The organism is Bradyrhizobium elkanii USDA 76 (assembly GCF_023278185.1).
Taxonomy (GTDB): Bacteria; Pseudomonadota; Alphaproteobacteria; order Rhizobiales; family Xanthobacteraceae; genus Bradyrhizobium; species Bradyrhizobium elkanii.
The window spans coordinates 9,077,786-9,103,594 of the sequence record NZ_CP066356.1 but is presented as its reverse complement, the minus strand read 5'-3'; the positions used below and the strand labels follow the sequence as shown (position 1 = coordinate 9,103,594).

Here is a 25,809-nt window from a genome sequence, read left to right as displayed (position 1 = left end):
CTTCGCCAGGACGACAGCGGTGTGTGTGGTGAGCGCGCAGCCTACGCGAACTTCACCGACACTTTTCCGATCGCGCCGAAATCGGCCGCGAATTCATCGCCGGCTGAGATCGGCAGCGGGGGATGGCAGGTGCCTGTGGTGACGACTTCCCCTGCCCGCAGCGTCAGCCCGAGCGTGCGCAGCTCGTTGGCGCACCAGGCCAGCGCTATCCGCGGATCGCCGAGCACGTTCTTGCCGTGGCCGATGTAGCGCTCGCCGCGCAGCGTGATGGTCGGGCGGTCCTCGACCAGATCGATCGCGCGCCAGTCCGCTGTCGTTGCGGGTCCGAGCACGAACAGATGCGCGCAGGCATTGTCGGCGATCAGCTGGGCTTCGCCGGCGGCGACGAAATCGGCGAAACGCGAATCCGGAATTTCGATCGCCGGATGCAGCGTGCCGACGGCATCCAGCACCTCCTGCACGCTGTAAGGTGTCGTGCGAGGCGCGAGATCGCGCGCCATGCGGAAGGCGTATTCCGGCTCGCCGACGCGCATCTCGTTGCCCTGCATCGACGCGGTGCCGCCATCCGGTATCACCGTCTCGGCGAGGATACGCCCGGCCAGCGGTCCCGCGACGTTGATGTGCTTCTGGCCGGCCGCGCTGGTCGCCGCGATCTTCCAGCCGAATAGTTTTTCGCGCGACGCTTTCTCCAGCGCAGCCTGCACCGCATAGCCCGCGGCGCGATCGCGCGGCCGAATTGCGCCATCGAGCGCGTCGAGTTTTGTCCCGGCGTGCCAGTGATCGTGCAGGACCTTCGAGGCGGCGGCGATCTGGTTGTTGTCGAGCATGCTTTTTCACTCCCGCGGGAATTATTTTCTGTTGTGTTCGATCTCAGCACAAACGCGTCGCGCCTGTCGCGTGGGAAAACCGATGCTGAGCTATTCCACCACCCTACCCAATAACGATCCGGGTCTGCGGCGACATCCGCCGCAACAGCCGCAGCATCGAAGTCTTCGTCATCGAAACACAGCCGGCGGTCGGCGAGAAATTCGGCCGCGCCAGATGCAGGAAGACGGCGCTGCCGCGACCGGCGACGCGCGGCGCGGCGTTGTGGTCGATCTCGATGATGAAATCGTAGAGATGGTCCTCGCGAGTCAGGCGGTCGCCGCCCTGCTCGCGGTCGAGGCGGATCGGCTGGTTGTAGTGACGGTCGGCGGGGTCCTCGCACCAGGCATCCTCGCGGCGGATCGGCCGGGTCGGCAGGAAAGTCGTCGGACGCTGGTGCCGGTCGGCACGCCACCAGAGCTTGCGCGGATGGAAGACGCCGCGCGGCGTGCCGCCGTCGCCCTCGCGCTTGTTGGCGAGGATTCCGCCGCGCCCGAGCGCCACCGGCACGGTCCAGCCGTCGGCCGACAGCCAGCCCCGGCGCGGGTCGCCGGCGGCTGCTCGGACCTCGATGATGGAGAGCGGGCGATCACGTTTGACTGTCATATAAGTGATTGAAATAGCTGACCTTCCCTTAAGAATCGTTCCAAACTGAGCTTGCCTTGGAGGTTCAGAACATCCTATCTCCCGGCATTACAGGACATTCACGTCCTGCCCCGCCGGATTTGAGGTAGACTGCGTTGCCTTGTGAATCGGTAACAATCGCCTACCTGAGCACATATCTAGCCGATGTTACGGCCATAAGCGCCCTCCGCTTCTGACCGCCCCGCCCCGAAGGATTGTACCTATGGCCAATGCCCGCAAGATCTTGATCGTGGATGACGATACCGATCTGCGCGATACGCTGGTCGAGCAGCTGTCGCTGCACGAGGAATTCGAAGCCTCCGCAGTCGACACCGGCGCCAAGGGCGCCACTGCCGCCAAAGCCAATTCCCCCGATCTGGTCCTGATGGACGTCGGCCTGCCCGACACCGACGGCCGCGAAGTGGTCCGCTCGCTCCGCAAGGGCGGCTTCAAGGCTCCGATCATCATGCTGACCGGCCACGACACCGATTCCGATACGATCCTGGGGCTCGAATCCGGCGCCAACGACTATGTGGCGAAGCCATTTCGGTTCGCGGTGCTGCTGGCCCGGATCCGGGCGCAGCTCCGCCAGCACGAGGCCAGCGAGGACGCGGTGTTCTCGGTCGGCCCCTATTCGTTCCGGCCCGGCTCGAAGATGCTGACCGGCGCCAATGCCAGGAAGGTTCGGCTGACCGAGAAGGAAACCGCGATCCTCCGCTTCCTCTACCGCGCCGGCCAGATGCCGGTGTCGCGCGAGACCCTGCTCCAGGAAGTCTGGGGCTACAATTCCGGTGTCACCACCCACACGCTGGAAACCCACATCTACCGCCTCCGCCAGAAGATCGAGAAGGACGCCGCCAACCCGGAAATCCTGGTGACGGAAGCCGGTGGCTACAAGCTGGTGCCGTGATACGCTTTGCGCTCAACGATTCGTGAAATCGAGGCGCGCCGCGGTTACCGGACCTGAATGTCGATCGATGATGATGTAGCCCTGCTCGAGCGGGTCCCGACAATGCGTCTGTTGGGCGAGAGCTCCTTGCGCATGCTGGCGATCGGCTCCGAGCAACGTGATTTCAACGCAGGCGACGTGCTGTTCAAGGCCGGCGACGCCGCAGATGCCGGCTATGTCGTGCAGCGCGGCACCTTCCGCGTCGAGGAAGGCGGCGCCGAGATCATCGCCGGTCCCGGTGCGCTGATCGGCGAGCTCGCATTGATCGTCGCGATGAAGCGGCCGTCGACTGCCACCGCGCTGGAGCGCGGCTCGGTGATCCGCGTCGCGCGCAGCCTGTTCCAGCGCGTGCTGGAAAGCGATCCGGCCGCGGCCCGCCGGCTGCGCGACGAACTGGCGCTGCGCACCAGCCAGCTCGCAAGCGATATCTTGATGGCGGGCGGGAAGTTGAGCACGTAGCCGCTGTCGTTCCGGCGAGATTTAATTGATTCCGTCATCCTGAGGTGCGAGCGAAGCGAGCCTCGAAGGATGCACGGCCCCGCTGGTGGCCGTCGACCCTTCGAGACGCGCTTCGCGCTCCTCAGGGTGACGGATCACGTTGCTGCTCTGGCAGCGAGAACTAAACCTCCATCACCGCCGTCACCGGCACGTGGTCCGACGGGCGTTCCCAGCTGCGGGCGTCGCGGGTGATCTTGAAATCGCTGACCTGATCCTTGAGCGCGCGCGAGACCCAGATGTGATCGAGCCGTCGGCCGCGATCGCCGACAGTCCAGTCCGCCGCGCGGTAGCTCCACCAGGTGTAGACCTTTTCCGACATCGGGATTCGCTCGCGCGCGATGTCGAACCATTCGCCATGCGCCTGCGCGGCCAGCAGCTTCTCGGTCTCGACCGGGGTGTGCGAGACCACCTTGAGCAGCTGCTTGTGCGACCAGACGTCGTTCTCATGCGGGGCGACGTTGAGGTCGCCGACCAGGATGTGGCGGTCGTCGCCGCGCGGATGCAGCGGCTCGCAGGCCTTCATCTCGTCGAGGAATTGCAGCTTGTGCTCGAATTTCGGGTTGAGCGCGGGATCGGGAATGTCGCCGCCGGCCGGCACGTAGAAATTATGCAGCACCAGCGGCTTTGACAGCTGCGCCTTCTCGCCGAAGGACACCGAGATGTGCCGCGAATCGATCTTGTCGCAGAACGTCCTGATGTCGGTCGTCTCGAACGGCAGGCGCGAGACGATGGCGACGCCGTGATAGCCCTTCTGTCCGTTCAGCGCGACGTGCTCATAGCCAAGCCGCTTGAAACGTTTCAGCGGAAACGCATCGTCGATGCATTTGGTCTCCTGCAGGCACAGCACATCCGGCCGCGCGCCCTTGAGGAACTTGGCGACGGTGTCGATGCGCAGGCGCACCGAATTGATGTTCCAGGTGGTGACGGAGAACCGCATGAGAGGTGCGTCTTAGCACGGTTCTCGCAGCGAATTTCAATTGTCCACAGGGGGACTCCTGCCGCTCCCCGCAAGAGCGGGGCGAGGGAGCAGAATGGCTAGCCCGGCGAGGTGCCGGGATAGGTCGTGAAGTCGATCTTGAACAGCGCCGGATCGGGCTTCTGCGTCGCGTCGAGATTGTAGACCGCAACGGTCGTGTCGTAGCCCTGCGGGTCGGTGACGGTCCACTGCTTGAGCTTGCCGTCCTTGGCGCCGATCATCAGCAGGAAGCGGCTGGTGCCGACCAGCGCCTGCTTCTCCTCGATCGTGATGCTGACGAACACGTCGTCGGCGGTGACGCTGATGACGTTGGTGTCCTTCATCAGGTCGATGCGATCCGACAGTAAATAGCGCAGCGGGGTCTGCGACAGCGGATAGACGTCCTGGGTGGCGAGCCTGCGGTCGCGCACCGCGACCGAGGAGCCGTCCGCGATCACCTCGATCGGGCTCGGATCGTCATATTCGAAGCGCAGCTTGCCGGGCTTCTGGATGTAGAAATCGCCCTTGGTCTTGGTGCCGTCGGGGCCGACCTGGACGAAATTTCCGACCAGGGTTTGCAGCGACGAGAGATAGGCCGAGACCTTGGCCGCCTGCGCCTTCTGGTTGGCGTCGAAGGTCTGGAAGATGTTGGCGGGCACGTTGCGGCGCGGATCGGGAATCACCGGGTTCGGCGGTGCCTGGGTGGCTCCCGTCGTCGTCGGGCCCTTGTCCGCATTGGTTTGCGCGCCGGCGTCCTTCTTTGGCGCGGCCTTGGGTGCGGGCTTCGGCGGCGGCGCATTCTGCGCAGTCGCAGCGCCGGCGATCGCGGCGGTGACGAGAAGAGCCAGCGCGGTGCGCGTGCCGCGGTCAATGAGGTGTTTTGCCATCAGATATGTCAGGTCTCTGTTCGACGCTCGTCCCGCTGCGCCGGATTTTATCCCGCCTCTTCCGAGGGAGATATGGTTTTTCCGTGATGATCGCCCCCGATCAGAACTGGCCTTCTTCCTCCCCGACCAGGATTTCGCGCTTTCCGGCGTGATTCGCCGGGCCGACGATGCCCTCAAGTTCCATCCGCTCCATTAGCGAGGCGGCGCGGTTATAGCCGATCTGCAGCCGGCGCTGGATGTAGGAGGTCGACGCCTTGCGGTCGCGCTTGACGATCGCAACCGCCTGCGTGAACAGATCGCCGCCGCCGTCGCCGCCCATGCCGGTGGCATCGAACACGGCGCCGTCCTCGTCGGTCGGCTCTTCCGCGGTGACGGCTTCGAGATATTCCGGGGCGCCTTGCGTCTTGAGGTGACGCACCACCTTCTCGACTTCCTCGTCGGAGGCGAAGGGTCCGTGTACGCGGCTGATGCGGCCGCCGCCCGCCATGTAGAGCATGTCGCCCTGGCCGAGCAGCTGCTCGGCGCCCATCTCGCCAAGAATGGTGCGGCTGTCGATCTTCGACGTCACCTGGAAGGCGATGCGGGTCGGGAAGTTCGCCTTGATCGTGCCGGTGATGACGTCGACCGACGGACGCTGCGTGGCGAGGATGACATGCAGGCCGGCGGCGCGCGCCATCTGCGCGAGGCGCTGCACCGCGCCTTCGATATCCTTGCCGGCGACCATCATCAGGTCGGCCATCTCGTCGACGATGATGACGATGTAGGGCAGCGGCTCAAGGTCGAGCTTCTCTTCCTCGTAGATCGCCTTGCCGGTCTCCTTGTCGAAGCCGGTGTGGACGGTGCGCGTCAGCTCCTCGCCCTTGGCCTTGGCTTCGACGAGGCGCGCATTGTAGCCGTCGATGTTGCGCACGCCGAGCTTGGCCATCCGCTTGTAGCGCTCTTCCATCTCGCGCACGGCCCATTTCAGCGCCACCACCGCCTTCTTCGGATCGGTGACGACGGGCGTCAGCAAGTGCGGGATGCCGTCATAGACGGAGAGTTCGAGCATCTTCGGATCCACCATGATCAGGCGGCACTGATCCGGCCGCAGCCGGTAGACCAGGCTCAGGATCATGGTGTTGATCGCGACCGATTTGCCGGAGCCGGTGGTGCCGGCGATCAGCATGTGCGGCGTGCGCGCCAGATCGATGATGACGGGGTCGCCGCCGATCGTCTTGCCGAGGCACAGCGGCAGCTTCGCAACCGAATCGACGCTTTCCTTGGCGACCAGAAGCTCGCGCAGATAGACCTTCTCGCGATGCGCGTTCGGCAGCTCGATGCCGATCGCGTTGCGGCCGGCGACCACGGCGACGCGGGCCGACAGCGCGCTCATCGAACGCGCGATGTCGTCGGACAACCCGATCACGCGCGACGACTTGATGCCGGGCGCCGGCTCGAGCTCATACAGCGTGACCACCGGGCCGGGATTGGCCTTGACGATCTCGCCGCGCACGCCGAAGTCCTGCAGCACGCCTTCGAGCGAGCGCGAATTGGTTTCGAGCTCGGCCTTGCTCAGCGGCTGGCGATCGCTGGCTTTCGGCGCACTGAGCATGGAGACCGAGGGCAGCTCGAACTTGTCGGAATTCTTCTTCTTCGGCTTCGGCTCGGCCTTCTTGCGCGGGGCGCGGGCGGCAGGAGCTTCTTCCTCCTCGTCCTCCTCTTCCTCGTCGTCGTCGAATGCTTCAGCTTCGTCCTCATCATGGTCTTCATGCGCGGGCGCGATCGAGGGCGCCGAGCGGCCGCCGCCGATATTGGGCTCCTGGCGCTCGAATGCGGCGCTGCGGCCCTGCGCTCCGCTCGAGACCAGCGATTTGTAGGCGGTGGTCAGCAGCCAGCCGAGCCGCGCTTTGGCGCTCATCAGCGCATGGAACAGCCAGCCCAGCGAGACCGAGCTGCGGTCGTTGTCTTCTTCCTCGACGAACGGCTCGTCATCGTCAGAGATCGGCGTCAGCTCGTCGTCCTGCTCCTTGGCGCCCCAGCCGCAGGCGAACAGGAAGCTTGCCGCCATCGCGACGACCAGGATCGAGCCGAGCACGACGCGATAGATGAAGCCGGGCGGGCCGAACACGACCGCCGGCGCACGCAGCAGCGCGTCGCCGACCACGCCGCCGAGCCCGGTCGGCAGCGGCCATGCGGTGTTGTGCGGCCAGCAGCTGGCGAAGCCCGCCGCGATCACCGTGCACAGGATCCAGCAGCCGAGCCGCAGCGCCTCGCGGTCGAACGGACGATGTGTCAGCATCCGCCAGCCCCACACCGCGACCGGCAGCACCAGCATGATGGCGCCGAGGCCGAGGATCTGCATCAGAAGGTCGGCGCCGATCGCGCCGGGATAGCCGAGCACGTTGCGAATCGCGCGCGAGGTGGCGTGGCTCAGCGACGGATCCTGCACCGACCATGTCATCAGCGCCGCCGTGATGGCGCCGGACAGCGCGATCAGGCCGAGCCCGGTGAGTTCGCGCAGCCGTCGCGCCAGCGCCTCGCGGAGCGAGAGCGGCAGATGGCCGACCAGGGGGATGACACGTTCGATCGCTGGCATACTCAATCTTCGCGCTTCGCGATTAACCCAGAGTTTCGACCAGGCGATGCATCGCCTCGGCCGTCGATTCACTGTCGGAGACGAGCGCAAGGCGGATATAGCCCGCACCCGGATTGGAACCGTCGTTCTGCTGGCGTGCCAGGTAGCTGCCGGGAATCACGCGCACGCCGGCGTCGCGATAGAGCCTGACCGCCGCCGCCTCGTCGCCGCCGCGCTCGGAGACGTCGAGCCAGACGCAGAAGCCGCCGGCGGGGCGCTTGTAGCCGTAGCGGTTGCCGAGGATCTGGTCGGCGAAATCGAACTTGATGCGATAGAGCCTGCGATTCTCCTCGACATGGGCCTCGTCGCTATAGGCGGCGACCGCGACATGCTGCAGCGGCACCGGCACCTGCGGCGCGGCGACATTGCGCAGCTCGTGGAACGCGGCCAGAAACTTTCTGTCGCCCGCGGCGAAGCCGACGCGCATGCCCGGCAGGTTCGAGCGCTTCGACAGCGACTGGAACGCCACGACATTGCTGAAGTCGGGACCGGCGCATTCGAGAATGCTGCCCGGCGCCTCGCGGGTGTAGATTTCCGAGTAGCACTCGTCGCTCAGGATGATGAAGCCGAAGCGATCGGCGAGCTCTTTCAGCCGCGTGAAATAGGCGCGCGAGGCGACCGAGCCCTGCGGATTGGCGGGCGAGGCGATGAAGAACGCCACGGTGCGCGCCAGCGTCGCCTCGTCGATCGAATCAAGATCGGGCAGGAAACCGTTGCCGAGCGTTGTCGGCAGGTAGATCTGCTCGCAGCCGGCCGCGCGGGCGCCGGCGCCATAGGCCGGATAGAACGGGTTCGGCATCAGGATCGCCGGCCGGCCCTTGCGGGGCGCGACATAGCGCGAGGCTGATATCGCGGCAAAGAACAGCCCCTCGCGGCTGCCGTTCAGCACCATCACCTCGCTCTCGGGATCGACCGGCCGCGGCAATTGGAACCGGCTTCCCAGCCAGGTCGCGACGGCGCGGCGGAATGGTTCGATGCCCTTGGCGATCGGGTAGCGGCCGAATTCGGCGGTATGTTTTGCCAGCACCGGTCCGACGAAATCGGGCACCGGGTGCTGCGGCTCGCCCAATGACAGCGTAATCAAGGGCTTGGCAGGTTGATACGGCGCCAGTAGCTCGGTCGTGCGCAGGAAAGGGGAACGCTCGGCCTGGCCGGCGGATGCGACATCGCCGGCGCCCTGCGCCAAGCCGGATGAGGCGGTCATTGCCATGATTGAAATGCCAGCACTTTCACTGCGGTCGGAGGGTAGGGGCGCCGACCGTAAACCGATCAAGTCACCATAGATAGGGCGAGGTTAAGACGCGATTAACCATCGGTGGCGCGGCACGATCGGCCGGCGCGTGATATCAGCGCTGACCCTAGAAAACCGTATCGAAATTGCTCCGAGACATGATCCACCGCCGCGCCGTCAGGGCGCTCATCATCACCGGCGAGCGCGAAGTGCTGCTGATGCGGATTCGCCCGCCGCACGGCGGCGACTGCTTCTGGATCGCGCCGGGCGGCGGCGCCGAGGGCGACGAGACGGCAGAAGCGACGCTGCAGCGGGAACTGGCCGAGGAATTGGGGCTGATCGATTTCGCCCACGGCCCCGTCGTCTGGCGGCGTCACCACACCTTCAATTGGGACGGCCGGCGGATCTCTCAAAAGGAAGAGTACCGGATCGTTCACGCGGATCGCTTCGCGCCCGTGATGGCCGACGAGGCCGAGGCAAAGGTGCTCGATTGCTTCCGCTGGTGGCCGATCGCCGATCTATCGCGCGCGCAGGAGCGCCTGACGCCGCTCTCGCTTGCCGATATCCTCGAACGCTATTTGCGCAACGGCGCGCCGGCCGAATTGCCCGCCGAGGAGGTCCTGATCGACTGACAGGGCTCGAGCATCGTAGCCCGGATGAAGCGAAGCGAAATCCGGGGGCCGCTTCGTCCGCGGATAGGCCAGACCCGGATTGCGCTGCGCTCCATCCGGGCTACGCACCGATGCGGGGCGACTACCGCGCCGGCAGCTTCTCGAACGACGGCTTGCCCTCGGGCAGGTGGTGGAAGGTCTGCTTGTCGCAGGTGTAGATCGTCATCTGCGGGGTGAACACCGAGGGGTCGTCGAAGGTGCCGACCTTCAGGATGGTGGCGGGCAGGCCCGGCACCTTGGTCACGAGATGCGTGCCGCATTCCGGGCAGAACTCGCGCGTCACGGCGCGGTCGAGGTCCTTGCGGGTGAACTGCTTGGGTTCGCTGGCGGTGTATTTGAAGCCGGTGGTCGGCATCGCCATGAACATGTTCGGTCCGCCGCCCGTGATGTACTGGCATTCCCGGCACAGGCACTGCGCCGCCATCATCGGCTCGCCCTCGGCCTCATAGCGCACGTTGCCGCAATAGCACCTGCCCTGCACCTTCATGACATCCTCCCGTTTTCGTTGTTGGTAGCCTGTCATTCCACAATGGCAGGCAATTCCGACAATATTTTCTCAAGCCGCGGAAAAAAGAAAGGGGCCCCAGCTTGCGCTGGAGCCCCTCAACGGCCCGGACATTGCCGGGTATGTGTCCGGACCGTAGTTCTGGGAACGACCGCTTGGGGAGGTCGCGCCCCGGGAGAACTCAAATTAACGGCCTCAAGGGCCGTTAATTTTACATGTTGTAGGCGCGCTCCGTGTGCTCGGTGATGTCGAGGCCTTCACGCTCGGTCTCGACGTTGGCGCGCAGGCCGACGATCACGTCGACGATCTTGTAGAGGATCGCCGAACCGATGCCCGACCACACCAGCGTGGTGCCGACACCCCAAACCTGCGAGATCATCTGCGCCGCGAAGTCGTAGTCGGCGACCTTCGGCGGGATCGCGGTGTAGTCGATGATCCCTGCGCCGCCGAGCGCCGGGTTGACCAGGATGCCGGTGCCGAGCGCGCCGACGATGCCGCCGACGCAGTGGACGCCGAACACGTCGAGCGAGTCGTCATAGCCGAGCGCGTTCTTCACGACCGTGCAGAAGAACAGGCAGACCACGCCGACCACGAGGCCGAGCACGATGGCACCCATCGGACCGGCGAAGCCGGCCGCCGGGGTCACCGCGACGAGGCCCGCGACCGCGCCCGACAGCGCGCCGAGCAGCGAGGGATGGCCCTTGATGATCCATTCCGCGAACATCCAGGACAACGCCGCCGCGGCCGTGGCCACGAAGGAGTTGGTCATGGCGAGCGCAGCGCCGCCATTGGCTTCGAGGTTGGAGCCGGCGTTGAAGCCGAACCAGCCGACCCAGAGCAGCGAGGCGCCGATCATGGTCATGGTCAGCGAGTGCGGAGCCATCAGCTCCTTGCCGTAACCGGTCCGCTTGCCGATCAGCAGCGCGCCGACCAGGCCGGCGATACCCGCGTTGATGTGCACGACGGTGCCGCCCGCGAAGTCGATCGCACCCTTCTTGAAGATCCAGCCGGCATCGGCGTTGATCTCGTCGAGCTTGGCCTGCGCCGCGGTCTTGGCCGCGCCGTCAGCCGCGGCGGCGAGCGCCTTGGCGGCATCCTGGATCGCGTCCGGGCCCGGCCAGTACCAGACCATGTGCGCGATCGGGAAGTAGATCAGGGTGACCCAGAGCGGGATGAACAGCGCGATCGCCGCGAACTTCATGCGTTCGGCGAAGGCGCCGACGATGAGGGCCGGCGTGATCGCCGCGAAGGTCATCTGGAAGCACATATAGACGAGCTCCGAGATGTTGGCGTCGACCGAGAAGGTCGCCGCCTTCGAGTCCGGCGTGACGCCCATCAGGAAGGCCTTGGAGAAGCCGCCGATGAAGTCGGAGCCGCCGGTGAAGGCGAGGCTGTAGCCGTAGAGGGCCCAGAGCACGGTGACGAGGCAGACCGTGTAGAACACCTGCGCCAGCACCGAGAGCATGTTCTTGGAGCGGACCAGGCCGCCATAGAACAGCGCGAGGCCGGGGATGGTCATCAGCAGCACCAGCACCGTCGAGGTCAACATCCAGGCGTTGTCGCCCTTGTTGACGGTCGGCTCGGCGTAGGCGGCGGTCGCGGCGAACAGGCCGACTGCAAGGGCCGCAAGTCCCGCGCCGTAGGGACGCTTGAACGTCATGTTATTTCACTCCTGAGGTCTTAAGGTTTGAGCGCGAAATCAGAGGGCCGCGGCATCGGCCTCGCCGGTGCGGATGCGCACGGCGTGATCGAGGCTGATGACGAAGATCTTGCCGTCGCCGATCTGACCGGTCTTGGCGGCGGAGGTGATGGCGTCGATGGTCTTGTCGACCTGATCGGAATTGACCGCGACCTCGATCTTGATCTTGGGCAGGAAGCTCACGGCATATTCGGCGCCGCGATAGATTTCCGTGTGGCCTTTCTGGCGGCCGTAGCCTTTGACTTCCGTCACCGTGAGACCGTGAACGCCAATGGCGGTCAGGGCGTCACGGACCTCTTCGAGCTTGAATGGCTTAATGATCGCCATAACAATTTTCATGAGTCCTATCCCCGCTTGGGCCCGGTGCGAATGAACACCGGGAGTTTCGACTGAGGTTCACCACGCGGAGGACATCCACTACGCGGGCACAGCCTGGACCCTTAGAATCAAATGCCGTGCCAAACGGCCGGAGTTCGCTAATGGATTATGAATCCGGACCTTTTCCCGCTTTGCGGGAGGGAGGTGCCCCTGCGCTATTCCGCCGCGCCTAAAATATGGTCAGGCCTGTCTAGAACGCAGGCACGGCCAACTCCGAACACAATTCTGCTCAGCCACAGTGCAGGGGACGGTATCCAGACACAGCTGCCAGGCCGTTCCGCAGCCTGCGACCACCGTCGATCGGGACGTCGATTCGCGAGCCTGCCGGACGGATTGCGCCGAGGGAATTTGCCGTTGGGCTTCATCGGCTTGCCTGAATTCCCGCCCCCGGGACGTGACCTGCGCCGAGATCCGCGAAGACAAGCGAAGCCAGTAGCGGGCATCATCGCCGCGCCGTTCTGCGCGAGGCGGACCAGGGCCGTATGCGGCAAGCGCACCAAGACGGTACAAGTCCCGCACTTTCGGCAGTGTTCGTTACCGAACGTTAGCCGTCTGCCACGTTGCATTTCCAGCGTTAACGCTGCCGATGCTGTCGGTGCGCTATTGGCCGTCTTTATACGTACTTCAGTGACAGGTGGGCCATCATGATTGATCGTATCCGCGCGCTGCTCGAGCAGCAGCCGATGATTTCGCTGGATTTCAGCACGATCACCGACGACACGAATCTCTATGACGCAGGGCTGACATCCTTCGCCACGGTGCAGGTGATGCTGGCGCTTGAGGAAGAGTTCAACATCGAATTTCCCGAAGCGATGCTCACGCGACGGACCTTCTCGTCGCTCTCCAACGTCGCGGACGCCGTTTCACGGCTTACACAGCAGGCGGCGTAACACCATGAGCGTGGTGAGAATGATAGAGCCGGTGCCGGCCTCTGCCGACACGCCGGCCGAGCGCATGCGTCGGGTCGCCAAGATCGCCGCACAGCAGGTCGACGCGGTTGACCGCGAGGGCCGTTTTCCGGCCGACACCATCGAAGTATTGAAGCGCGAGCGCCTGCTCGGCGTCGCGATCCCCGTCGAGCATGGCGGGGAGGGATTGGGCACGATGGAGATCGCGGATCTCATCGTCCAGCTCGCCCAGGCGTGCGGCTCGAGCGCCATGATCTACGCCATGCATCAGATCAAGACGTCGAGCTTCGTCAGCCACGGCGGCGCCAGCGACTGGCATCTGGCCTATATGCGTCGCATTGCGGCCGAGCAGTTGCTGATGGCCTCCGCGACCACGGAAGCCGGCATCGGCGGCAATTTGCGCAATTCGATCTGTGCGGTTGAAGTGGCGGACGGCCGTTTCTCGCTGACCAAGGAAGCGACCGTCATTTCCTACGGCCGCCATGCCGACGCAATTCTCGCCACGGCGCGGCGCGCTCCGGACGCCGCAAGCTCCGATCAGGTGATGGTTGTCATTCCCGCAGACCTGAACCGCACGCTGGAGCGCACCTCCGTATGGGACACCCTCGGAATGCGCGGCACCTGTTCGGACGGTTTCCATCTTGTCGCGCACGGTGACGCGGCGCAGATCTTCCCCAAGCCGTTCTCGGAGATCGCGGCGCAGTCGATGCTGGCGAGCTCGCATATCTTCTGGGGCGCGACCTGGTTCGGTATCGCCACCGACGCCTTCAATCGTGCGCAAGCGTTCGTCAAGGCTGCGGCGCGCAAGCAGGCGGATGGAAGTCTCCCGCCGGGTGCGCTACGGCTCGCCGAAGCGGCCGCCCTGCTTCAGGAGATGAAGGGTCATCTCGCGGCGGCCATTCACCGCTTCGATGCGGCCAAGGGCAATGACGACGCGCTCTCCTCGATCGGCTTCACCGCTGAGATCAACGCGCTGAAGGTCGCCGCGAGCGAGAAGGCGGGGGCGATCGTGCGGCTCGCCATGCAGATCAACGGCATCGTCGGCTACAAGAACGGCACGCCGTTCAGCGTCGGCAGGCATCTGCGCGATGTGAGCTCAGCGCCGGTGATGATTTCGAACGACCGCATTCTTTCCAACACCGCGACGCTCCTGCTGATGAGCCGCTTTGACACCAGCCTGAGAGGTTGAGATGGACGCCAAGACGTTCGATGCCACGAGCCTGCTCGACACTCTGTTCGACAAGAGCATCCTGTTCAGGACCGGAGTAGACGGGCTTTATGGCCGCTCCGGCGTTTTCGAAGACGTGATCGAGCGCTTTGAGCGGCTCGTGACCAGCATCGGAGCGCCGGACAAGGCAACCCGCATCCACTTCCCGCCGGGCATGAGTCGCGCCACGCTTGAAGGCAGCGGTTACATGAAGAGTTTCCCGCAGCTTGCGGGCTGCGTGCATTCCTTCATGGGCGGCGAGCGCGAGCATGCGCAGCTTCTCGGCATGATGGCCGCGGGAGAGGACTGGACCGAACTGCAGCGGGCGACGAACGTGGTGCTGACGCCGGCCGCCTGCTATCCGCTCTATCCGACCGTTGCCGCGCGCGGTCCGGTGCCCGATGACGGTGTGCTGTTCGAGCTTTCCTCTTACTGCTTCCGTCATGAGCCTTCCAAGGATCCGGCGCGCATGCAGCTCTTCCGCATGCGCGAATTCGTCCGCATCGGGACGGCTGAGCAGGTGTGCGCCTTCCGCGAAAGCTGGCTGGAGCGCGGCAAGGCGATGATCGAATCACTCGACCTGCCGTGCGAAGTTGACCTCGCCAACGATCCGTTCTTCGGCCGCGGCGGCAGGATGATGGCCAACAACCAGCGCGACGAAGGACTCAAGTTCGAGCTGCTGATCCCGGTGACCAGTATCGAGAAACCGACGGCCTGCTTGTCCTTCAACTACCATCGCGACCATTTCGGCCAGACCTGGGGCCTGAAGTTCGCGGATGGCAGCCTGTGCCACTCGGCCTGCGTCGGCTTCGGGCTGGAGCGCGTGGCGCTCGCGCTGTTCCGCCATCACGGCCCTGACGTCGAGGCCTGGCCGGCTTCCGTGCGCGAGACGCTTTGGAGCAACTGATTTGGGGCAACTGAAATGAAGAGCGCCATCGCCGGGCTCGATCCGGCCGCCCACAAGCCGCACTGGTTGCACGATCCGGAGCGGCGATGGCCACAGACCAACTGCTATGTCGATCTGCTGATCGAGGTGATGCATGCGACCGGGAATGACCCGGTCGCGGCGCTCGGCTTCACCGTCGCGCAGGATTTCGAAGGCGACCAGTTCACGTTCTTCAAATTCCCGACGGCCGACCTGCAGCGATTGGCCGGCCTGGATATCCAGGAACTGTCCGTGTTCGATCGCCTGGAGACGCATGTTCTTAATCAGATCGAGCGCGGGCGGCTGCCGCTGGTCGAGGTCGATGCCTTCCATCTGCCCGACACCAAGGGCATCACCTATCGCACCGGCCATTCCAAGACGACGGTCGGCATCAACGTGCTCGTTCCCGGGCGCCGCCACATGGCCTACTTCCACAACGACGGCTACTTTGCGCTGGACGGCGACGACTACGACGGCATTTTCGGACAGCGCGACGGCGCGCCGGCCGGCGGCCTGCCGCTGTTTCCTTATGCCGAGTTCGTCAAATTCGACGCCACGCGCCCTTCGCGCGATTCGGTCGGTGCGGCTACCGAGATCCTCGCGCAGCATCTGCGGCGCAGGCCGAAGCGCAATCCGCTCGACGCTTACGCGGCCGTGTTCGGCCGCCATGCCGAGGTGCTGGCCGGCCGGTCATCGGAGTATTTTCACGTCTACGCCTTCAACACGTTGCGGCAGGTGGGCGCCAATTTCGAACTTCTCTCCAGTCATCTGGAATGGCTGGGCCGGCACGGCGAAACCAGTCTCGCTGAGGCGATCGAAGCCGCCGCGTCGATCGCCGAGGGCGCCAAGGTCATGCAATTCAAGCTCGCCCGCGCCATGGCCCGGCATCGGTTCGATGGGCTAGCGGACGGCATCGGGCCGATGGCCAAGGCCTGGCAAACGGTGATGGACGCGCTGGACGGTCGTATGACGGATCTCGCCAGTAAGGCAGCATAGGACTGGCTTGCCGGTCATGGGAATGCGTGTGTGCACGGACACTTTTGTGTCGACGACCGAGACGGCCGAGCTCCTGGACAGCGGCTGGCGCATGGCCGTCTCGCCGGCCGGCGCGTGGGCGTCTCCGGCGGCGGTCGACGGCGGTGCCGAATGGCTGGAGGCGGCGTGCCCCGGCACGGCCGCAGCTGCGCTGGAAGCGCTTGGCCGCTGGGACCGCAACCATCCCGCTCCGCTGCACGACCAGGACGTCTGGTATCGTCGCCGGCTCGATGCCGCAGGACCCGTCCGTCTTGTATTTGACGGCTTGGCGACGGTCGCGGAGGTCTGGCTCGACGATCGCCTCGTGCTGTCCTCGACCTCGATGTTCGAGCGCCATGATGTGGCCCTGACGCTTGCCGGCGGCGAGCAACTGGTCATCGCATTCCGCAGCCTCAAGCGCCATCTGGAAACCTTGACCGGTCCGCGTGCGCGCTGGAGGCCGCGCATGATCGACGATCAGCGGCTGAGGCTCGTGCGGACCACGCTGATCGGCCATATGCCGGGTTGGTCCCCGGGCTTCGACATCGTCGGACCGTGGCGGCCGATCAAGCTGATCCGCGATACCGATCGTCAAGCCGTGCGCGATGTGCAGATGCGGGCCGACCTCGCCGGCACGACAGGGCATCTTTCGGTCACGGTCACGCTGGTCGAGCCGTTAGACGGCACGCCGGCCATGATCGCCTGTGCGGGCGCTGTCGCCGCGTTGACGGCCGAGACAGACACGCAGCTGACGGCAAGGCTGGATATCGCGAACGTTGCGCCATGGTGGCCGAACAGCCATGGCGAACCGGCGTTGCACGAGGTCGTCCTGACGCTCGGCCCGATGCGAATTGCACTCGGCCGCGTCGGCTTCCGGCATATCGAGATCGATCGTGGCGCCGACGGCCGCGGCTTTCGGCTGGTTGTCAATGGCGTATCCGTCTTTTGCCGTGGCGCGGTGTGGACGCCGTCCGATCCGGTGCGGCTGCCGTCCTCGCGCGCGGAAGTCGCGCGTGACCTCGATCTTGCGCGGCGGGCCGGGGTCAACATGCTCAGGGTCGGCGGCACGTTCGTCTATGAGAGCGACGCATTTCACGAGCTTTGCGACGAGATGGGCATCCTGGTCTGGCAGGACCTGATGCTCGCCAATTTCGACTATCCGGCGAAGGACGAAGCCTGGCAGGCGTCGCTCTCGCGCGAGGTCGGGAATCTGCTCGGGCGGCTCAGGCATTCGCCGTCACTCGCCGTTCTGTGCGGCGGCAGCGAGGTGGCGCAGCAGGCGGCGATGATGGGCTTGCCGATGTCGATGGATCCGACGCCCTGGTTCGACAAGGTGGTGCGCCCCATCGCCGAAGCGCAGCGTCCCGACGTGGTGCTTGTGACGTCATCGCCATCCGGCGGCAACCTGCCGTTCACGACCGATGGCGGGCCGACGCATTATTACGGGGTCGGTGCCTATTGCCGTCCGCTGGATGACGCGCGCCGGGCCGAGGTGCGCTTCGCGAGCGAATGCCTTGCCTTTGCCAATGTGCCTGACAAGGCAACGCTGGATGCGCAACTGCCTGTGCCGCCGGTGCACGATCCGCGCTGGAAGGCGGGTGTGCCGCGCGACGTCGGCGCCTCCTGGGACTTCGAGGATGTGCGCGAGCATTATCTGGAGACGCATTTTTCCGTCGACGCGCGCCGGCTGCGCACCGAGAATACCAGTCGCTATCTCGAGCTTTCCCGTGCGGTGACGACCGAGGTGGTGGAGCGCACCATCGACGAATGGCGCAGACCCTGTTCGCCGACGGCCGGAGCGCTGCTGTTCTTCTGGAAGGACTTGCGGCCAGGCGCGGGCTGGGGCGTGGTCGATTCGACCGGCCGGCCTAAGCCCGTCTGGCACGGGCTGAGGCGCGCATTTGCCCCGCTGCGGCTGATCCTGAGCGATGAGGGCGTCAACGGGCTGACCGTCCATGCCGTCAACGATACCGCGAAGACCGTCCAGGCGACGTTGTCGCTGACCTGTCTGCGGGACGGCGTCACGGCGGTGGTGTCGGCGCGCCGGCCGATCAGCGTGCCGGCGCACGGTGGCCTGTCGCTTTCGGCCTTCTCGGTGCTCGGCGCTTTCTTCGATATCTCCTACGCCTATCGGTTCGGGCCGCCCGGACATGAAGTCACCGTGGCAAGGCTGGAGGACGATGACGGGAAGGTCCTTGCCGAGGCCTTCCATGTGCTGCCGGATGTCATGACCGCGCGGCGCGACGTGGGCCTGACTGTGAGTTTGGTGCGTCGGAAGGACGCGTGGCGGCTGCGGCTCGCCTGCAAACGCGCGGCCTATCACGTCTCCATCCAGGACGATCTGTTCGTTCCAGGAGAGAACAATTTTCACCTGATGCCGGGCACCGAGCGGGAGGTCGGCCTTGACGGTCCGCATGTGGCGACGCCTGGCGGCACAGTGACGGCGCTCAATGCCGATCGCGACATGAGCTACGCGGCGCCCAGAGCGGAAGAATTGGAAGTCGGGCGGACAAATGAGTCCGCCGGGAGCATGACATGAAACCAGTTGTCTTTGCCGATACCATCGGCTGGCTGAACGAAGCGAAAGGAAGGCGGGGTGTCGTCATTGCCGGCGCGCACGGTCATGAGGATCTGTGCAGTCGCCGGTTCCTGAAGCTGTTGTCCGACAAGGCGGCCGCGGCGGGCCTGCCTGTCCTGTTGTTTGACTATCCCGGCTGCGGCAACGCGGCCGGCGACCACGCGGCGCCGGGCCAGGTGATGGCCTGGACTGCAAGCATCGGCGCGGCGATCGACCGGTTGAAGCGAGATTGCGGCGTGGAGGATGTCATCCTCGCCGGCTTCCGGCTCGGTGCGCTGCTGGCCCCGCTCGCCGCGGTGGGACGCGATGACGTGGCGGGCCTTGCTTTGCTGGCGCCACCGGGTTCCGGCAAAACCTATGTGCGCGAAATCACCGCGATGTCGCGCGTGATCGATGGGACGCTCGCCAAGAGCGCTGCGAGCGAGGCGACTCTCGCCGAGGGACGCGAGGCCGTCGGCTTCCGGCTTTCGCATGAGACGCTCGCCGATCTGTCGAGGCTGGATTGGCGGCAGGCCGTCGCGGCCCTTCCGCCCCTGCCGATGCTTTTGCTCGCGAACGGAAAGCCGTTGGCAGGCTCTGAAATCCGCGACGGTCGATCTTCTTTCGAAGGCGCGACAATCGCCGAGTTCAAGGACTATCACCTGCTCATGTGCGACCCGACCGCGAACCGGATCCCGGCCGACGTTGTCGGTTGCTGGGCGGATTGGTTGTCCGACCGGGCCGTCGCCGGCGTAGCTCAGGGCGTCGATTCCCTGACCGGCCGCGAGCTATTGGAGGGATCGCACTACACGGAAGAGCCGGTTGTGATCAGGCAGGCGCCATTGATCTGTGGCGTGCTGACCCGGCCGCGTGACGGCCATGCTGCGGCCGATCCGGTCATCTTCCTCAACTCTGGCGGCGTGCCGCATGTCGGTTGGGCGCGCGGCACGGTCGAGGCGGCGCGCGAGCTTGCCGCCGCCGGCGTGGCGTCGCTACGCATTGACCTGCCGGGCCTCGGCCTGAGCGACGATGCCGGGAGCAATCGTCTGTTCCTCTATGATTCCAGCACCCGCTTCGACGTCAGCGCGGCGATTGACTGGATGCAGCGGGCGGGCTTTGCCAAAGTCGAGCTTGTGGGCACATGCTCGGGCGCCTTCCAGGCCTTTCACACTGCGCGCGCGGACCGCCGCGTCCGCGCCCTGACCATGATCAACCCGCTCTGCTTTGCCTGGAACAGTTCCTACGCGCTGGAGCTTACGGCCTGGAAAGCATACGAAACCTCCAAGGCGAATCGCGGAAGCCAGCAGCAGATCGGTCCGGCGGACGGGCCTGCGATGACGACCAGGTCCGCCTGGAAGCTGTCAGTGTCAGATAGCGCCAGGCGGCTGGTGCGGCGCGGATTGGAAGCCGTCAAGTCGACGCTGTCGGCGATGCATCCGTCCGCCTTGCTTGGTCGTAACCGCGTCGAGCGCTGGATGCGCGAGCTTTGCAGCCGCGGCGTGCGCGTCCTCATGGTCACCTCGGACGGCGATCTCAGCCTGCAGGAGATCGCACGGCATTTCGGTCAGGACGGCAAACGGCTCACAAGCATCCCTGGAGTGACGCGGTTGACGCTGCCGAACGCCGACCATTCGCTGACGCCTCGTCATGCGCGGCGCGCTGTCGTCGCGCGCCTGATCGACCACCGCGGCGGCGGCAGGCGCGGAGGATCGAGCCGTCCCGATGCCGTGCGGGTCACGGTGCAGCATGCCGAGGTGAAGCCTGAATCGATGGCGCTGTCATGAAACGGTTTGGCCGCTCCAGCGACGAAGATCAGCGCGGCACCGGATCATGTTTTTCGGCGGCGTCGCGTTCGGCGAAGACCTTGTCGATCAGTCCCCATTCGAGCGCCTGCTGCGCGGACATGAAGTGATCGCGATCCAGGGTCCGTTCCACGTCGGCCTCGGTCCGCCCGCAGTGCTGCGCATAGAGCCGGATGATGCGCCGCTTGGTCTCCTGCATTTCGGTGGCATGGATCAGGATATCGGACGCCTGGCCCTGGAAGCCGCCGAGCGGCTGATGCACGTGGAGGCTCGCATTCGGAAGCGCGGCGCGGTGACCGGGCTCGCCGGCCATCAGCAGAAACGATCCCATCGAGCGCGCCGTGCCCATGCACAGCGTGTGCACCGGCGCCTTGATGAACTGCATGGTGTCGTACATCGCAAGCCCGCTGGTGATCACGCCGCCATAGGAGTTGATGTAGAGGTTGATCGGCTTGTGTGGATTCTCGGCCTCGAGGAACAGCAGCTGCGCGCAGACCAGTCCGGACATCGCATCATTGACCTCGCCGTTCAGGAAGATGATGCGCTCGCGCAGGAGCCTGGAATAGATGTCGAAGGAACGTTCGCCGCGGCTCGACTGTTCGATGACCATAGGGACGAGTTGCATCATGTCGCGCATCGGCGACCTCCATTGCTGCAGGTGATGAAGTCTCGGTAGGTGAGGTTGGGGATCAGGCCGCGCGCATCATTGCGCGGTTGTTGCTGTTGGCCGGTTGCGGCTGCTTTCCCCTGATGTCGCAGGCTTGCTGGATGATGCGAAAGCGGGTGCCGCCGGCCTCGTTCGGCTCGATCCGGAAGGTGACATGGCTTTCCCGAAACGGCGGCTCGGACTCGCGCAGCCGGAAGCGCACCTCTTCGCCGGCGATCGATGAGAGGGGTTCAGCGTCCGCGAGGTCGCAATCCGGCAGCCAGCGTTCGCGCAGGGCCGGAATGGTCACCGCACGCCAGACTTTTTCAGGCGGTGCATCGAGCTCGTATTCGAGCACCAGGCCGGCGTCGGCATGATCAGGTTCAATTGTGTCGCTCATTGATCCATGTCCTTCAGCAGATCGGAGAGCGCTTCGATGCGCTTCGGCCAATAGGCGCGGTAGCGGGCGAGCCAGGTCCCGATGCTGGCGATGCCGTCCGGGTCGACCTCATAATTCACGAAACGGCCCTGGCGCTGCTCGCGCACCAGCCCTGCCGCGCGCAGCACCGCCAGATGCTGCGACATCGCCGGCTGGCTGATCTCAAGTCCGTCGCGCAAGGCGCTGGCGTTCAGGCTGCCGCCGGCCAGCTTCTCAAAGACCTTGCGGCGGGTCGGATCGGCCAGCGCCTTGAAGATGTCGGTGTCGACCATGGCTACACATAAGCACGCACTTATGTGTTGCGCAAGCCTGAATTATCCACGTGCCGTGCGCCGTGACGTCGCGGCGCTCGGATACTTTGCATGGGGTTGTTTTGCGAATTCGCGCTCGCGGCGCCCATCGTGTCCAGGCGAAACGAGCTCGGCTGCTACTGCAGCGCCTCGCCATGCTGCGAGATGTCGAGACCTTCGAGCTCCTGCTGCATCGAGACGCGCAGCGGGACGAAGGCGCTGACCAGCTTGAGCAGCACGAAGGTGACGCCGCCGCACCAGACAAAGGTGGCCGCGACGCCGTAGAGCTGGATCAGCAGCTGCTTCGGATTGCCCTCGAGCAGGCCGGACGTGCCGCCGATCGCCGATGCCGCGAACACGCCGGCAAGCAGCGTGCCGGTCAGGCCGCCGATGCCGTGCACGCCGAACACGTCGAGCGAGTCGTCATATTTGAAGCGATGCTTCAGCCAGGTGCAGGCCCAGAAGCAGACCAGGCCGGCAATGATGCCGATGATGACGCCGTGCCACGGCGCGACGAAGCCGGATGCCGGGGTGATGGTGCCGAGCCCCGCAACCGCACCCGAGATCATGCCGAGCACCGACGGCTTGCGGCGCGTCGCCCATTCGATCGCGCCCCAGGTCAGCGCGCCGGCGCAGGCCGCAAGATGGGTGGCAGTGATCGCCATCACCGCGCGCGAATTGGCCGCGAGCGCGGAACCGCCGTTGAAGCCGAACCAGCCGACCCAAAGCAGGCCGGTGCCGACCACCGCGAGCGACAGATCGAACGGCGAAAGATTATCATGGCCATAGCCGTGGCGGTTGCCCATCACCTTGGCCGCGACCAGGCCGCTGATGCCGGCGGAGAGATGCACCACGAGACCGCCGGCGAAATCCAGCACGCCCGCCGATGCGAGGAAGCCGCCGCCCCACACCCAATGCGCCAGCGGCACATAGGCGAAGATGAACCAGCCGATCGAGAACAGCACATAGGCGGAGAACCGCATGCGGTCGGCGACCGAGCCTGCGACCAGCGCCACCGTGATGATCGCGAACGTCATCTGGTACAGCATGAACAGCGCTTCGGGGATGGTCTTCGCCGCCGGATTGATGCTGTCCATGGTGATGCCGGCCAGGAACCAGCGATCGAGCGAGCCCAGCCAGGGACCGTCGCCGACGAAGCTTAGCGAATAGCCGAAGGTGACCCAGAGGATCGAGACGAGCGCAACGGCGGTGAGGCTCTGCGCCATCGTCGCCAGCACGTTCTTCTTGCGCACCATGCCGGAGTAGAACAGCGCCAGTCCCGGGATCGTCATCATCAGCACCAGCGCGGTGGCGACGATCATCCAGGCGGTGTCGGCGGCGTTGACGCCGGAACTGGATGCCGAGTCTTGCGCGAAGGCTGGCGTGGCCTGCGCGAGCAGGATTGCAGCAGTGATCGGCGCAGCTGATATCGCTGCACGAAGAGCTCGTGCCCCCATCATCATTCCCCGGCGGTCGTCGTTTCTTGGCGTGTGGTTGTGGCGAGCGCCGGCGTCGTTGCCGGCGATGATCTCGATAAAGCTCAGAGCGCGTCGTTGTCGGTTTCGCCGGTGCGGATGCGCAGCGCGTGGTCGATCGGCGTCACGAAGATCTTGCCGTCGCCGATCTGGCCGGTGCGGGCGTGCTGGGTGATGACGCTGACCGCCTTGTCGGCGAGCTCGGTATCGACGGCGATCTCGATCCGAAGCTTGGGCAGGAAGTTCACGACATATTCGGCGCCGCGATAGATCTCGGTGTGACCCTTCTGGCGGCCATAGCCCTTCACCTCGGTCACCGTCATGCCGTGGACGCCGATCGCGGTCAGCGCCTGGCGCACCTCATCGAGCTTGAACGGTTTGATGATCGCGACGACGAGTTTCATGGTTCAGGCCTTCATTCCCTTGAGGTTTTCCGTGTGCGCCCATCCCCGGAGCGGAACTTGCCGTCCCGCGAGCCGGCACCTGCTGCCTCCCGGAGCGGCAATTTGCCATCCCCGAGCGGCATTTCGCGTCCGCCAAATCTGGCAGCTTTCTGGGCAAATGGCATAAAAAACTTGCAGATTGAAGCGGAAAACATGCGCAGCGCGTGAGGTCCCTCACTGTACGGATTGGAAACGCTCCGCCACAATGTGGCTTTCCCGCCCCGGCCAGCGGTCCTGCTGGTTCGTTTCGCCTATCGCGTGTCCCTGTGCGCGCCCCGAGGAAACAAGAAATGTCGAACCGAAACTGGTTTTATGCATCCGAAGGCCAGCAAAAGGGCCCCCTGCCTGAAACCCAGCTCCGCGACCTGATCACCCGGGGCATGGTGGGGGCCGACACCTTGGTGTGGACCGAGGGCATGGCCGGCTGGCAGAAGGCCGGGGAAATTCCGGGCCTCGTCCCGAGTGCCGGCGCGCCGCCGGCATTTCCGCAGGCCGGCGGACCGCCGCCCGTGGTGGCGTCCGGAAGCTATAGCGGCGGCGCACTGTCGGCCGACTTCCCGATCTGGGGCCTGTTCGGCCGCAGCCTCTTGATGTTTATCGGCCAGATCCTCGTCATCCCGGCGCCGTGGACCGCGACCGGCCTGTACCGCTTTGCGATCCCCTATATCCGCGTGCCGGGCCGCCCGCATTTCGCCTTCACCGGGCAGCCGCTCGACATCTGGTGGGTCTTCATCGTGCTCGGTCTTCTGACCTATGCCGGCGCGGCCAACAGCAACATCGTGACGCTGCTCTCGCTGCTGCTGCAGGGCTTCCTGAGCTGGATGATCGTGCGCTGGATCATCGGCCATCTCAGCTCGAGCGGCCAGGACCTGCCGATCTCGTTCAAGGGCAGCCCGGTCGCCTATGTCGGCTGGTACGTGGCGATGGTGGTCTCGGCCATCACCATCATCGGCTGGGCCTGGGTGCTGACCGCCTGGATGCGCTGGATCTGCCGCAACATCGACGGCACGCGCCGCGAGGTCAGCTTCAACGCGTCCGGCATCGAGGTGCTGTGGCGAACCATCGTGTTCACGATCGCCTGCGGCTTCCTGATCCCGATTCCGTGGGTGCTGCGCTGGTACGGCAACTGGTTCGTTTCGCAATTCGCGCTGACCGAGCGCGGTGCCTACGCCGGCCAGTGAGCGCGATCTCATCGTGCCGACCGGCTCTGTTCGAGCGTGAGCTCTCCGGAAAACCGCTCCGCGCTTTTCCGGATCGCGTTCTGCGCCCTATGCCTTTCGCTCGCGCACCGAACCTTCTTGCGCGACGGACGCCACCAGCGTGCCGTCGGGCTTGAAGATCAGGCCGCGCGTCAGGCCGCGGCCTGACTGCGCGCTCGGCGAGTCCTGCGCGTAGAGCAGCCATTCGTCGGCGCGGAACGGGCGGTGAAACCACATCGCGTGATCGAGGCTCGCCGGCATCATGCGCTTGTCGAACAGCGTGCGGCCGTAGCGCGCCATCACGGCATCGAGCAGTGAGAAATCCGACGCATAGGCGAGCGCGCACAGATGCAGCGCCGGATCGTCGGGCAGCTTGGCGGCGGTGCGGATCCAGACATGGATGCGGCCGTCGTCGATCTTCTGGCCGAAATAGCGGCCGAGCTCGACCGGGCGCAGCTCGATCGGCCGGTCGCTCTCGTAATAGCGGCGGATGAACTCCGGCATCTCCTTGAACATCGGCTGCTTCGACACCTCCTCCGCGGTCAGCTTCTCCGGCGGCGGCACGTCGGGCATCTTCTCCTGATGATTGAAGTTGCTCTCTTCCTCGGCATGGAACGACACCATGATGGAGAAGATCGCGTTGCCGTGCTGGATCGCGGTGACGCGGCGGGTGGTGTAGCTCTTGCCGTCGCGCAGCCGCTCGACCTGGTAGATGATCGGGATCTGCGGATCGCCGGGCAGGATGAAGTAGCAATGGATCGAGTGCGGCAGCCGGCCCTCGACGGTGCGGCAGGCCGCCACCATCGCCTGGCCGATCACCTGGCCGCCGAACACCCGCTGCCAGCTCGTCTTCGGGCTGTTGCCGCGGAACAAATTCACCTCGAGCTGCTCGAGATCGAGGATGGACAGCAGGTCGATCAGGCTCTTGGACATGGATGGCCCCGGAATGACGATTGGGGCTGTTAGCCGCCCTTGTTTCTAAACTCTGTTTCGCCCAGCTAATATCAGGTAGCAAGTCTCCTTTGATGG

Annotated in this window: 25 protein-coding genes; 10 read left to right on the top strand and 15 right to left on the bottom strand. The window is 65.1% G+C overall.

Features of this window, described 5'->3' with window-relative positions; all coding sequences use genetic code 11:
* Positions 1 to 41: 41 nt before the first annotated feature.
* Both JEY66_RS43030 and JEY66_RS43025 read right to left on the bottom strand, forming a co-directional pair.
* Positions 42 to 827, bottom strand: coding sequence for a 2-keto-4-pentenoate hydratase (locus JEY66_RS43030; protein WP_016841448.1), 786 nt, complete (start codon positions 825 to 827; stop codon positions 42 to 44).
* Positions 828 to 930: 103 nt separating this feature from the next.
* The gene (locus tag JEY66_RS43025) at positions 931 to 1,470 is read right to left on the bottom strand and encodes a L,D-transpeptidase family protein (protein ID WP_016841447.1); all 540 of its coding nucleotides are present in this window, start codon (positions 1,468 to 1,470) and stop codon (positions 931 to 933) included.
* A 241-nt stretch (positions 1,471 to 1,711) separates the two neighbouring features.
* Between JEY66_RS43025 and JEY66_RS43020 the strand changes: the two genes are divergently transcribed.
* Positions 1,712 to 2,398 (top strand): response regulator transcription factor, encoded by a 687-nt coding sequence (locus tag JEY66_RS43020; protein WP_016841446.1) that lies wholly within the window; start codon positions 1,712 to 1,714, stop codon positions 2,396 to 2,398.
* Positions 2,399 to 2,455: 57 nt separating this feature from the next.
* The gene (locus JEY66_RS43015; RefSeq protein ID WP_016841445.1) at positions 2,456 to 2,896 is read left to right on the top strand and encodes a cyclic nucleotide-binding domain-containing protein; all 441 of its coding nucleotides are present in this window, start codon (positions 2,456 to 2,458) and stop codon (positions 2,894 to 2,896) included.
* Positions 2,897 to 3,056: 160 nt separating this feature from the next.
* Here the strand turns inward: JEY66_RS43015 and JEY66_RS43010 are convergent, their stop codons facing one another.
* From JEY66_RS43010 to JEY66_RS42995, 4 genes are all read right to left on the bottom strand, one after another.
* Positions 3,057 to 3,872 carry an exodeoxyribonuclease III gene (locus JEY66_RS43010; protein ID WP_016841444.1) on the bottom strand — a complete coding sequence of 272 codons (816 nt, stop codon included), beginning with the start codon at positions 3,870 to 3,872 and terminating at the stop codon, positions 3,057 to 3,059.
* A gap of 98 nt (positions 3,873 to 3,970) precedes the next feature.
* Entirely contained in the window at positions 3,971 to 4,777 is an 807-nt protein-coding gene (locus JEY66_RS43005; protein WP_016841443.1) for an outer membrane lipoprotein carrier protein LolA, read from the bottom strand.
* 100 nt (positions 4,778 to 4,877) lie between these two features.
* Positions 4,878 to 7,358: a DNA translocase FtsK gene (locus JEY66_RS43000; protein WP_026192061.1), complete on the bottom strand. Its 2,481-nt coding sequence runs from the start codon at positions 7,356 to 7,358 to the stop codon at positions 4,878 to 4,880.
* 16 nt (positions 7,359 to 7,374) lie between these two features.
* Positions 7,375 to 8,601: an aminotransferase class I/II-fold pyridoxal phosphate-dependent enzyme gene (locus tag JEY66_RS42995; protein ID WP_026192062.1), complete on the bottom strand. Its 1,227-nt coding sequence runs from the start codon at positions 8,599 to 8,601 to the stop codon at positions 7,375 to 7,377.
* A 179-nt stretch (positions 8,602 to 8,780) separates the two neighbouring features.
* Between JEY66_RS42995 and JEY66_RS42990 the strand changes: the two genes are divergently transcribed.
* Positions 8,781 to 9,254, top strand: coding sequence for an NUDIX domain-containing protein (locus JEY66_RS42990; protein ID WP_016841440.1), 474 nt, complete (start codon positions 8,781 to 8,783; stop codon positions 9,252 to 9,254).
* Positions 9,255 to 9,375: 121 nt separating this feature from the next.
* Here JEY66_RS42990 and JEY66_RS42985 read toward each other — a convergent pair whose 3' ends face one another.
* From JEY66_RS42985 to JEY66_RS42975, 3 genes are all read right to left on the bottom strand, one after another.
* Positions 9,376 to 9,780, bottom strand: a complete 405-nt coding sequence (locus JEY66_RS42985) for a GFA family protein (protein WP_016841439.1) — start codon at positions 9,778 to 9,780, stop codon at positions 9,376 to 9,378.
* Between the two features lie 229 nt (positions 9,781 to 10,009).
* Positions 10,010 to 11,458, bottom strand: coding sequence for an ammonium transporter (locus JEY66_RS42980; RefSeq protein WP_016841438.1), 1,449 nt, complete (start codon positions 11,456 to 11,458; stop codon positions 10,010 to 10,012).
* Positions 11,459 to 11,497: 39 nt separating this feature from the next.
* Positions 11,498 to 11,836, bottom strand: a complete 339-nt coding sequence (locus JEY66_RS42975; RefSeq protein WP_026192063.1) for a P-II family nitrogen regulator — start codon at positions 11,834 to 11,836, stop codon at positions 11,498 to 11,500.
* 683 nt (positions 11,837 to 12,519) lie between these two features.
* On the opposite strand from JEY66_RS42975, the gene JEY66_RS42970 reads away from it, so the two are divergent.
* Genes JEY66_RS42970 through JEY66_RS42945 form a run of 6 tightly spaced genes read left to right on the top strand, consistent with a single transcriptional unit; the run spans position 12,520 to position 20,270 of the window.
* Positions 12,520 to 12,765 carry an acyl carrier protein gene (locus JEY66_RS42970; protein ID WP_016841436.1) on the top strand — a complete coding sequence of 82 codons (246 nt, stop codon included), beginning with the start codon at positions 12,520 to 12,522 and terminating at the stop codon, positions 12,763 to 12,765.
* 4 nt (positions 12,766 to 12,769) lie between these two features.
* Positions 12,770 to 13,972, top strand: a complete 1,203-nt coding sequence (locus JEY66_RS42965; RefSeq protein WP_016841435.1) for an acyl-CoA dehydrogenase family protein — start codon at positions 12,770 to 12,772, stop codon at positions 13,970 to 13,972.
* Position 13,973: 1 nt separating this feature from the next.
* Positions 13,974 to 14,897, top strand: a complete 924-nt coding sequence (locus tag JEY66_RS42960) for an amino acid--[acyl-carrier-protein] ligase (RefSeq protein WP_016841434.1) — start codon at positions 13,974 to 13,976, stop codon at positions 14,895 to 14,897.
* Positions 14,898 to 14,912: 15 nt separating this feature from the next.
* Positions 14,913 to 15,911: a DUF1839 family protein gene (locus JEY66_RS42955; RefSeq protein WP_016841433.1), complete on the top strand. Its 999-nt coding sequence runs from the start codon at positions 14,913 to 14,915 to the stop codon at positions 15,909 to 15,911.
* A gap of 46 nt (positions 15,912 to 15,957) precedes the next feature.
* A complete protein-coding gene (locus JEY66_RS42950; protein WP_075969057.1) occupies positions 15,958 to 18,468 on the top strand; it encodes a glycoside hydrolase family 2 protein in 2,511 nt (836 codons plus the stop codon).
* Positions 18,465 to 20,270: an alpha/beta fold hydrolase gene (locus JEY66_RS42945; RefSeq protein ID WP_018269335.1), complete on the top strand. Its 1,806-nt coding sequence runs from the start codon at positions 18,465 to 18,467 to the stop codon at positions 20,268 to 20,270. Before JEY66_RS42950 ends, JEY66_RS42945 begins: the two co-directional genes overlap by 4 nt.
* Positions 20,271 to 20,298: 28 nt before the next feature.
* On the opposite strand, the gene JEY66_RS42940 is transcribed toward JEY66_RS42945, so the two are convergent.
* The 5 genes from JEY66_RS42940 to JEY66_RS42920 all read right to left on the bottom strand — a co-directional run bounded on the left by JEY66_RS42940 (position 20,299) and on the right by JEY66_RS42920 (position 23,542).
* Positions 20,299 to 20,925, bottom strand: coding sequence for an ATP-dependent Clp protease proteolytic subunit (locus tag JEY66_RS42940; RefSeq protein ID WP_016841430.1), 627 nt, complete (start codon positions 20,923 to 20,925; stop codon positions 20,299 to 20,301).
* A 52-nt stretch (positions 20,926 to 20,977) separates the two neighbouring features.
* Positions 20,978 to 21,334, bottom strand: a complete 357-nt coding sequence (locus JEY66_RS42935) for an SRPBCC family protein (RefSeq protein ID WP_016841429.1) — start codon at positions 21,332 to 21,334, stop codon at positions 20,978 to 20,980.
* Positions 21,331 to 21,645 carry an ArsR/SmtB family transcription factor gene (locus JEY66_RS42930; RefSeq protein ID WP_016841428.1) on the bottom strand — a complete coding sequence of 105 codons (315 nt, stop codon included), beginning with the start codon at positions 21,643 to 21,645 and terminating at the stop codon, positions 21,331 to 21,333. The genes JEY66_RS42935 and JEY66_RS42930 overlap by 4 nt, the downstream gene beginning before the upstream one ends.
* 155 nt (positions 21,646 to 21,800) lie before the next feature.
* Positions 21,801 to 23,120 (bottom strand): ammonium transporter, encoded by a 1,320-nt coding sequence (locus JEY66_RS42925; protein WP_026192065.1) that lies wholly within the window; start codon positions 23,118 to 23,120, stop codon positions 21,801 to 21,803.
* 83 nt (positions 23,121 to 23,203) lie between these two features.
* A complete protein-coding gene (locus JEY66_RS42920) occupies positions 23,204 to 23,542 on the bottom strand; it encodes a P-II family nitrogen regulator (protein ID WP_016841426.1) in 339 nt (112 codons plus the stop codon).
* 329 nt (positions 23,543 to 23,871) lie between these two features.
* Between JEY66_RS42920 and JEY66_RS42915 the strand changes: the two genes are divergently transcribed.
* Positions 23,872 to 24,762, top strand: a complete 891-nt coding sequence (locus JEY66_RS42915) for a DUF4339 domain-containing protein (RefSeq protein ID WP_016841425.1) — start codon at positions 23,872 to 23,874, stop codon at positions 24,760 to 24,762.
* 87 nt (positions 24,763 to 24,849) lie between these two features.
* Here JEY66_RS42915 and tesB read toward each other — a convergent pair whose 3' ends face one another.
* Complete coding sequence (gene tesB, locus JEY66_RS42910; RefSeq protein ID WP_016841424.1) at positions 24,850 to 25,713, bottom strand: acyl-CoA thioesterase II; 864 nt, start codon at positions 25,711 to 25,713, stop codon at positions 24,850 to 24,852.
* Between the last annotated feature and the right edge of the window lie 96 nt (positions 25,714 to 25,809).

Coding starts and splice junctions, on each gene's coding strand:
- JEY66_RS43030 (WP_016841448.1), bottom strand. CDS start 827: ATGCTCGACAACAACCAGATCGCCGCCGCCTCGAAGGTCCTGCACGAT.
- JEY66_RS43025 (WP_016841447.1), bottom strand. CDS start 1,470: ATGACAGTCAAACGTGATCGCCCGCTCTCCATCATCGAGGTCCGAGCA.
- JEY66_RS43020 (WP_016841446.1), top strand. CDS start 1,712: ATGGCCAATGCCCGCAAGATCTTGATCGTGGATGACGATACCGATCTG.
- JEY66_RS43015 (WP_016841445.1), top strand. CDS start 2,456: ATGTCGATCGATGATGATGTAGCCCTGCTCGAGCGGGTCCCGACAATG.
- JEY66_RS43010 (WP_016841444.1), bottom strand. CDS start 3,872: ATGCGGTTCTCCGTCACCACCTGGAACATCAATTCGGTGCGCCTGCGC.
- JEY66_RS43005 (WP_016841443.1), bottom strand. CDS start 4,777: ATGGCAAAACACCTCATTGACCGCGGCACGCGCACCGCGCTGGCTCTT.
- JEY66_RS42995 (WP_026192062.1), bottom strand. CDS start 8,601: ATGGCAATGACCGCCTCATCCGGCTTGGCGCAGGGCGCCGGCGATGTC.
- JEY66_RS42990 (WP_016841440.1), top strand. CDS start 8,781: ATGATCCACCGCCGCGCCGTCAGGGCGCTCATCATCACCGGCGAGCGC.
- JEY66_RS42985 (WP_016841439.1), bottom strand. CDS start 9,780: ATGAAGGTGCAGGGCAGGTGCTATTGCGGCAACGTGCGCTATGAGGCC.
- JEY66_RS42980 (WP_016841438.1), bottom strand. CDS start 11,458: ATGACGTTCAAGCGTCCCTACGGCGCGGGACTTGCGGCCCTTGCAGTC.
- JEY66_RS42975 (WP_026192063.1), bottom strand. CDS start 11,836: ATGAAAATTGTTATGGCGATCATTAAGCCATTCAAGCTCGAAGAGGTC.
- JEY66_RS42970 (WP_016841436.1), top strand. CDS start 12,520: ATGATTGATCGTATCCGCGCGCTGCTCGAGCAGCAGCCGATGATTTCG.
- JEY66_RS42965 (WP_016841435.1), top strand. CDS start 12,770: ATGAGCGTGGTGAGAATGATAGAGCCGGTGCCGGCCTCTGCCGACACG.
- JEY66_RS42960 (WP_016841434.1), top strand. CDS start 13,974: ATGGACGCCAAGACGTTCGATGCCACGAGCCTGCTCGACACTCTGTTC.
- JEY66_RS42955 (WP_016841433.1), top strand. CDS start 14,913: ATGAAGAGCGCCATCGCCGGGCTCGATCCGGCCGCCCACAAGCCGCAC.
- JEY66_RS42945 (WP_018269335.1), top strand. CDS start 18,465: ATGAAACCAGTTGTCTTTGCCGATACCATCGGCTGGCTGAACGAAGCG.
- JEY66_RS42940 (WP_016841430.1), bottom strand. CDS start 20,925: ATGCGCGACATGATGCAACTCGTCCCTATGGTCATCGAACAGTCGAGC.
- JEY66_RS42935 (WP_016841429.1), bottom strand. CDS start 21,334: ATGAGCGACACAATTGAACCTGATCATGCCGACGCCGGCCTGGTGCTC.
- JEY66_RS42930 (WP_016841428.1), bottom strand. CDS start 21,645: ATGGTCGACACCGACATCTTCAAGGCGCTGGCCGATCCGACCCGCCGC.
- JEY66_RS42925 (WP_026192065.1), bottom strand. CDS start 23,120: ATGGGGGCACGAGCTCTTCGTGCAGCGATATCAGCTGCGCCGATCACT.
- JEY66_RS42920 (WP_016841426.1), bottom strand. CDS start 23,542: ATGAAACTCGTCGTCGCGATCATCAAACCGTTCAAGCTCGATGAGGTG.
- JEY66_RS42915 (WP_016841425.1), top strand. CDS start 23,872: ATGTCGAACCGAAACTGGTTTTATGCATCCGAAGGCCAGCAAAAGGGC.
- tesB (WP_016841424.1), bottom strand. CDS start 25,713: ATGTCCAAGAGCCTGATCGACCTGCTGTCCATCCTCGATCTCGAGCAG.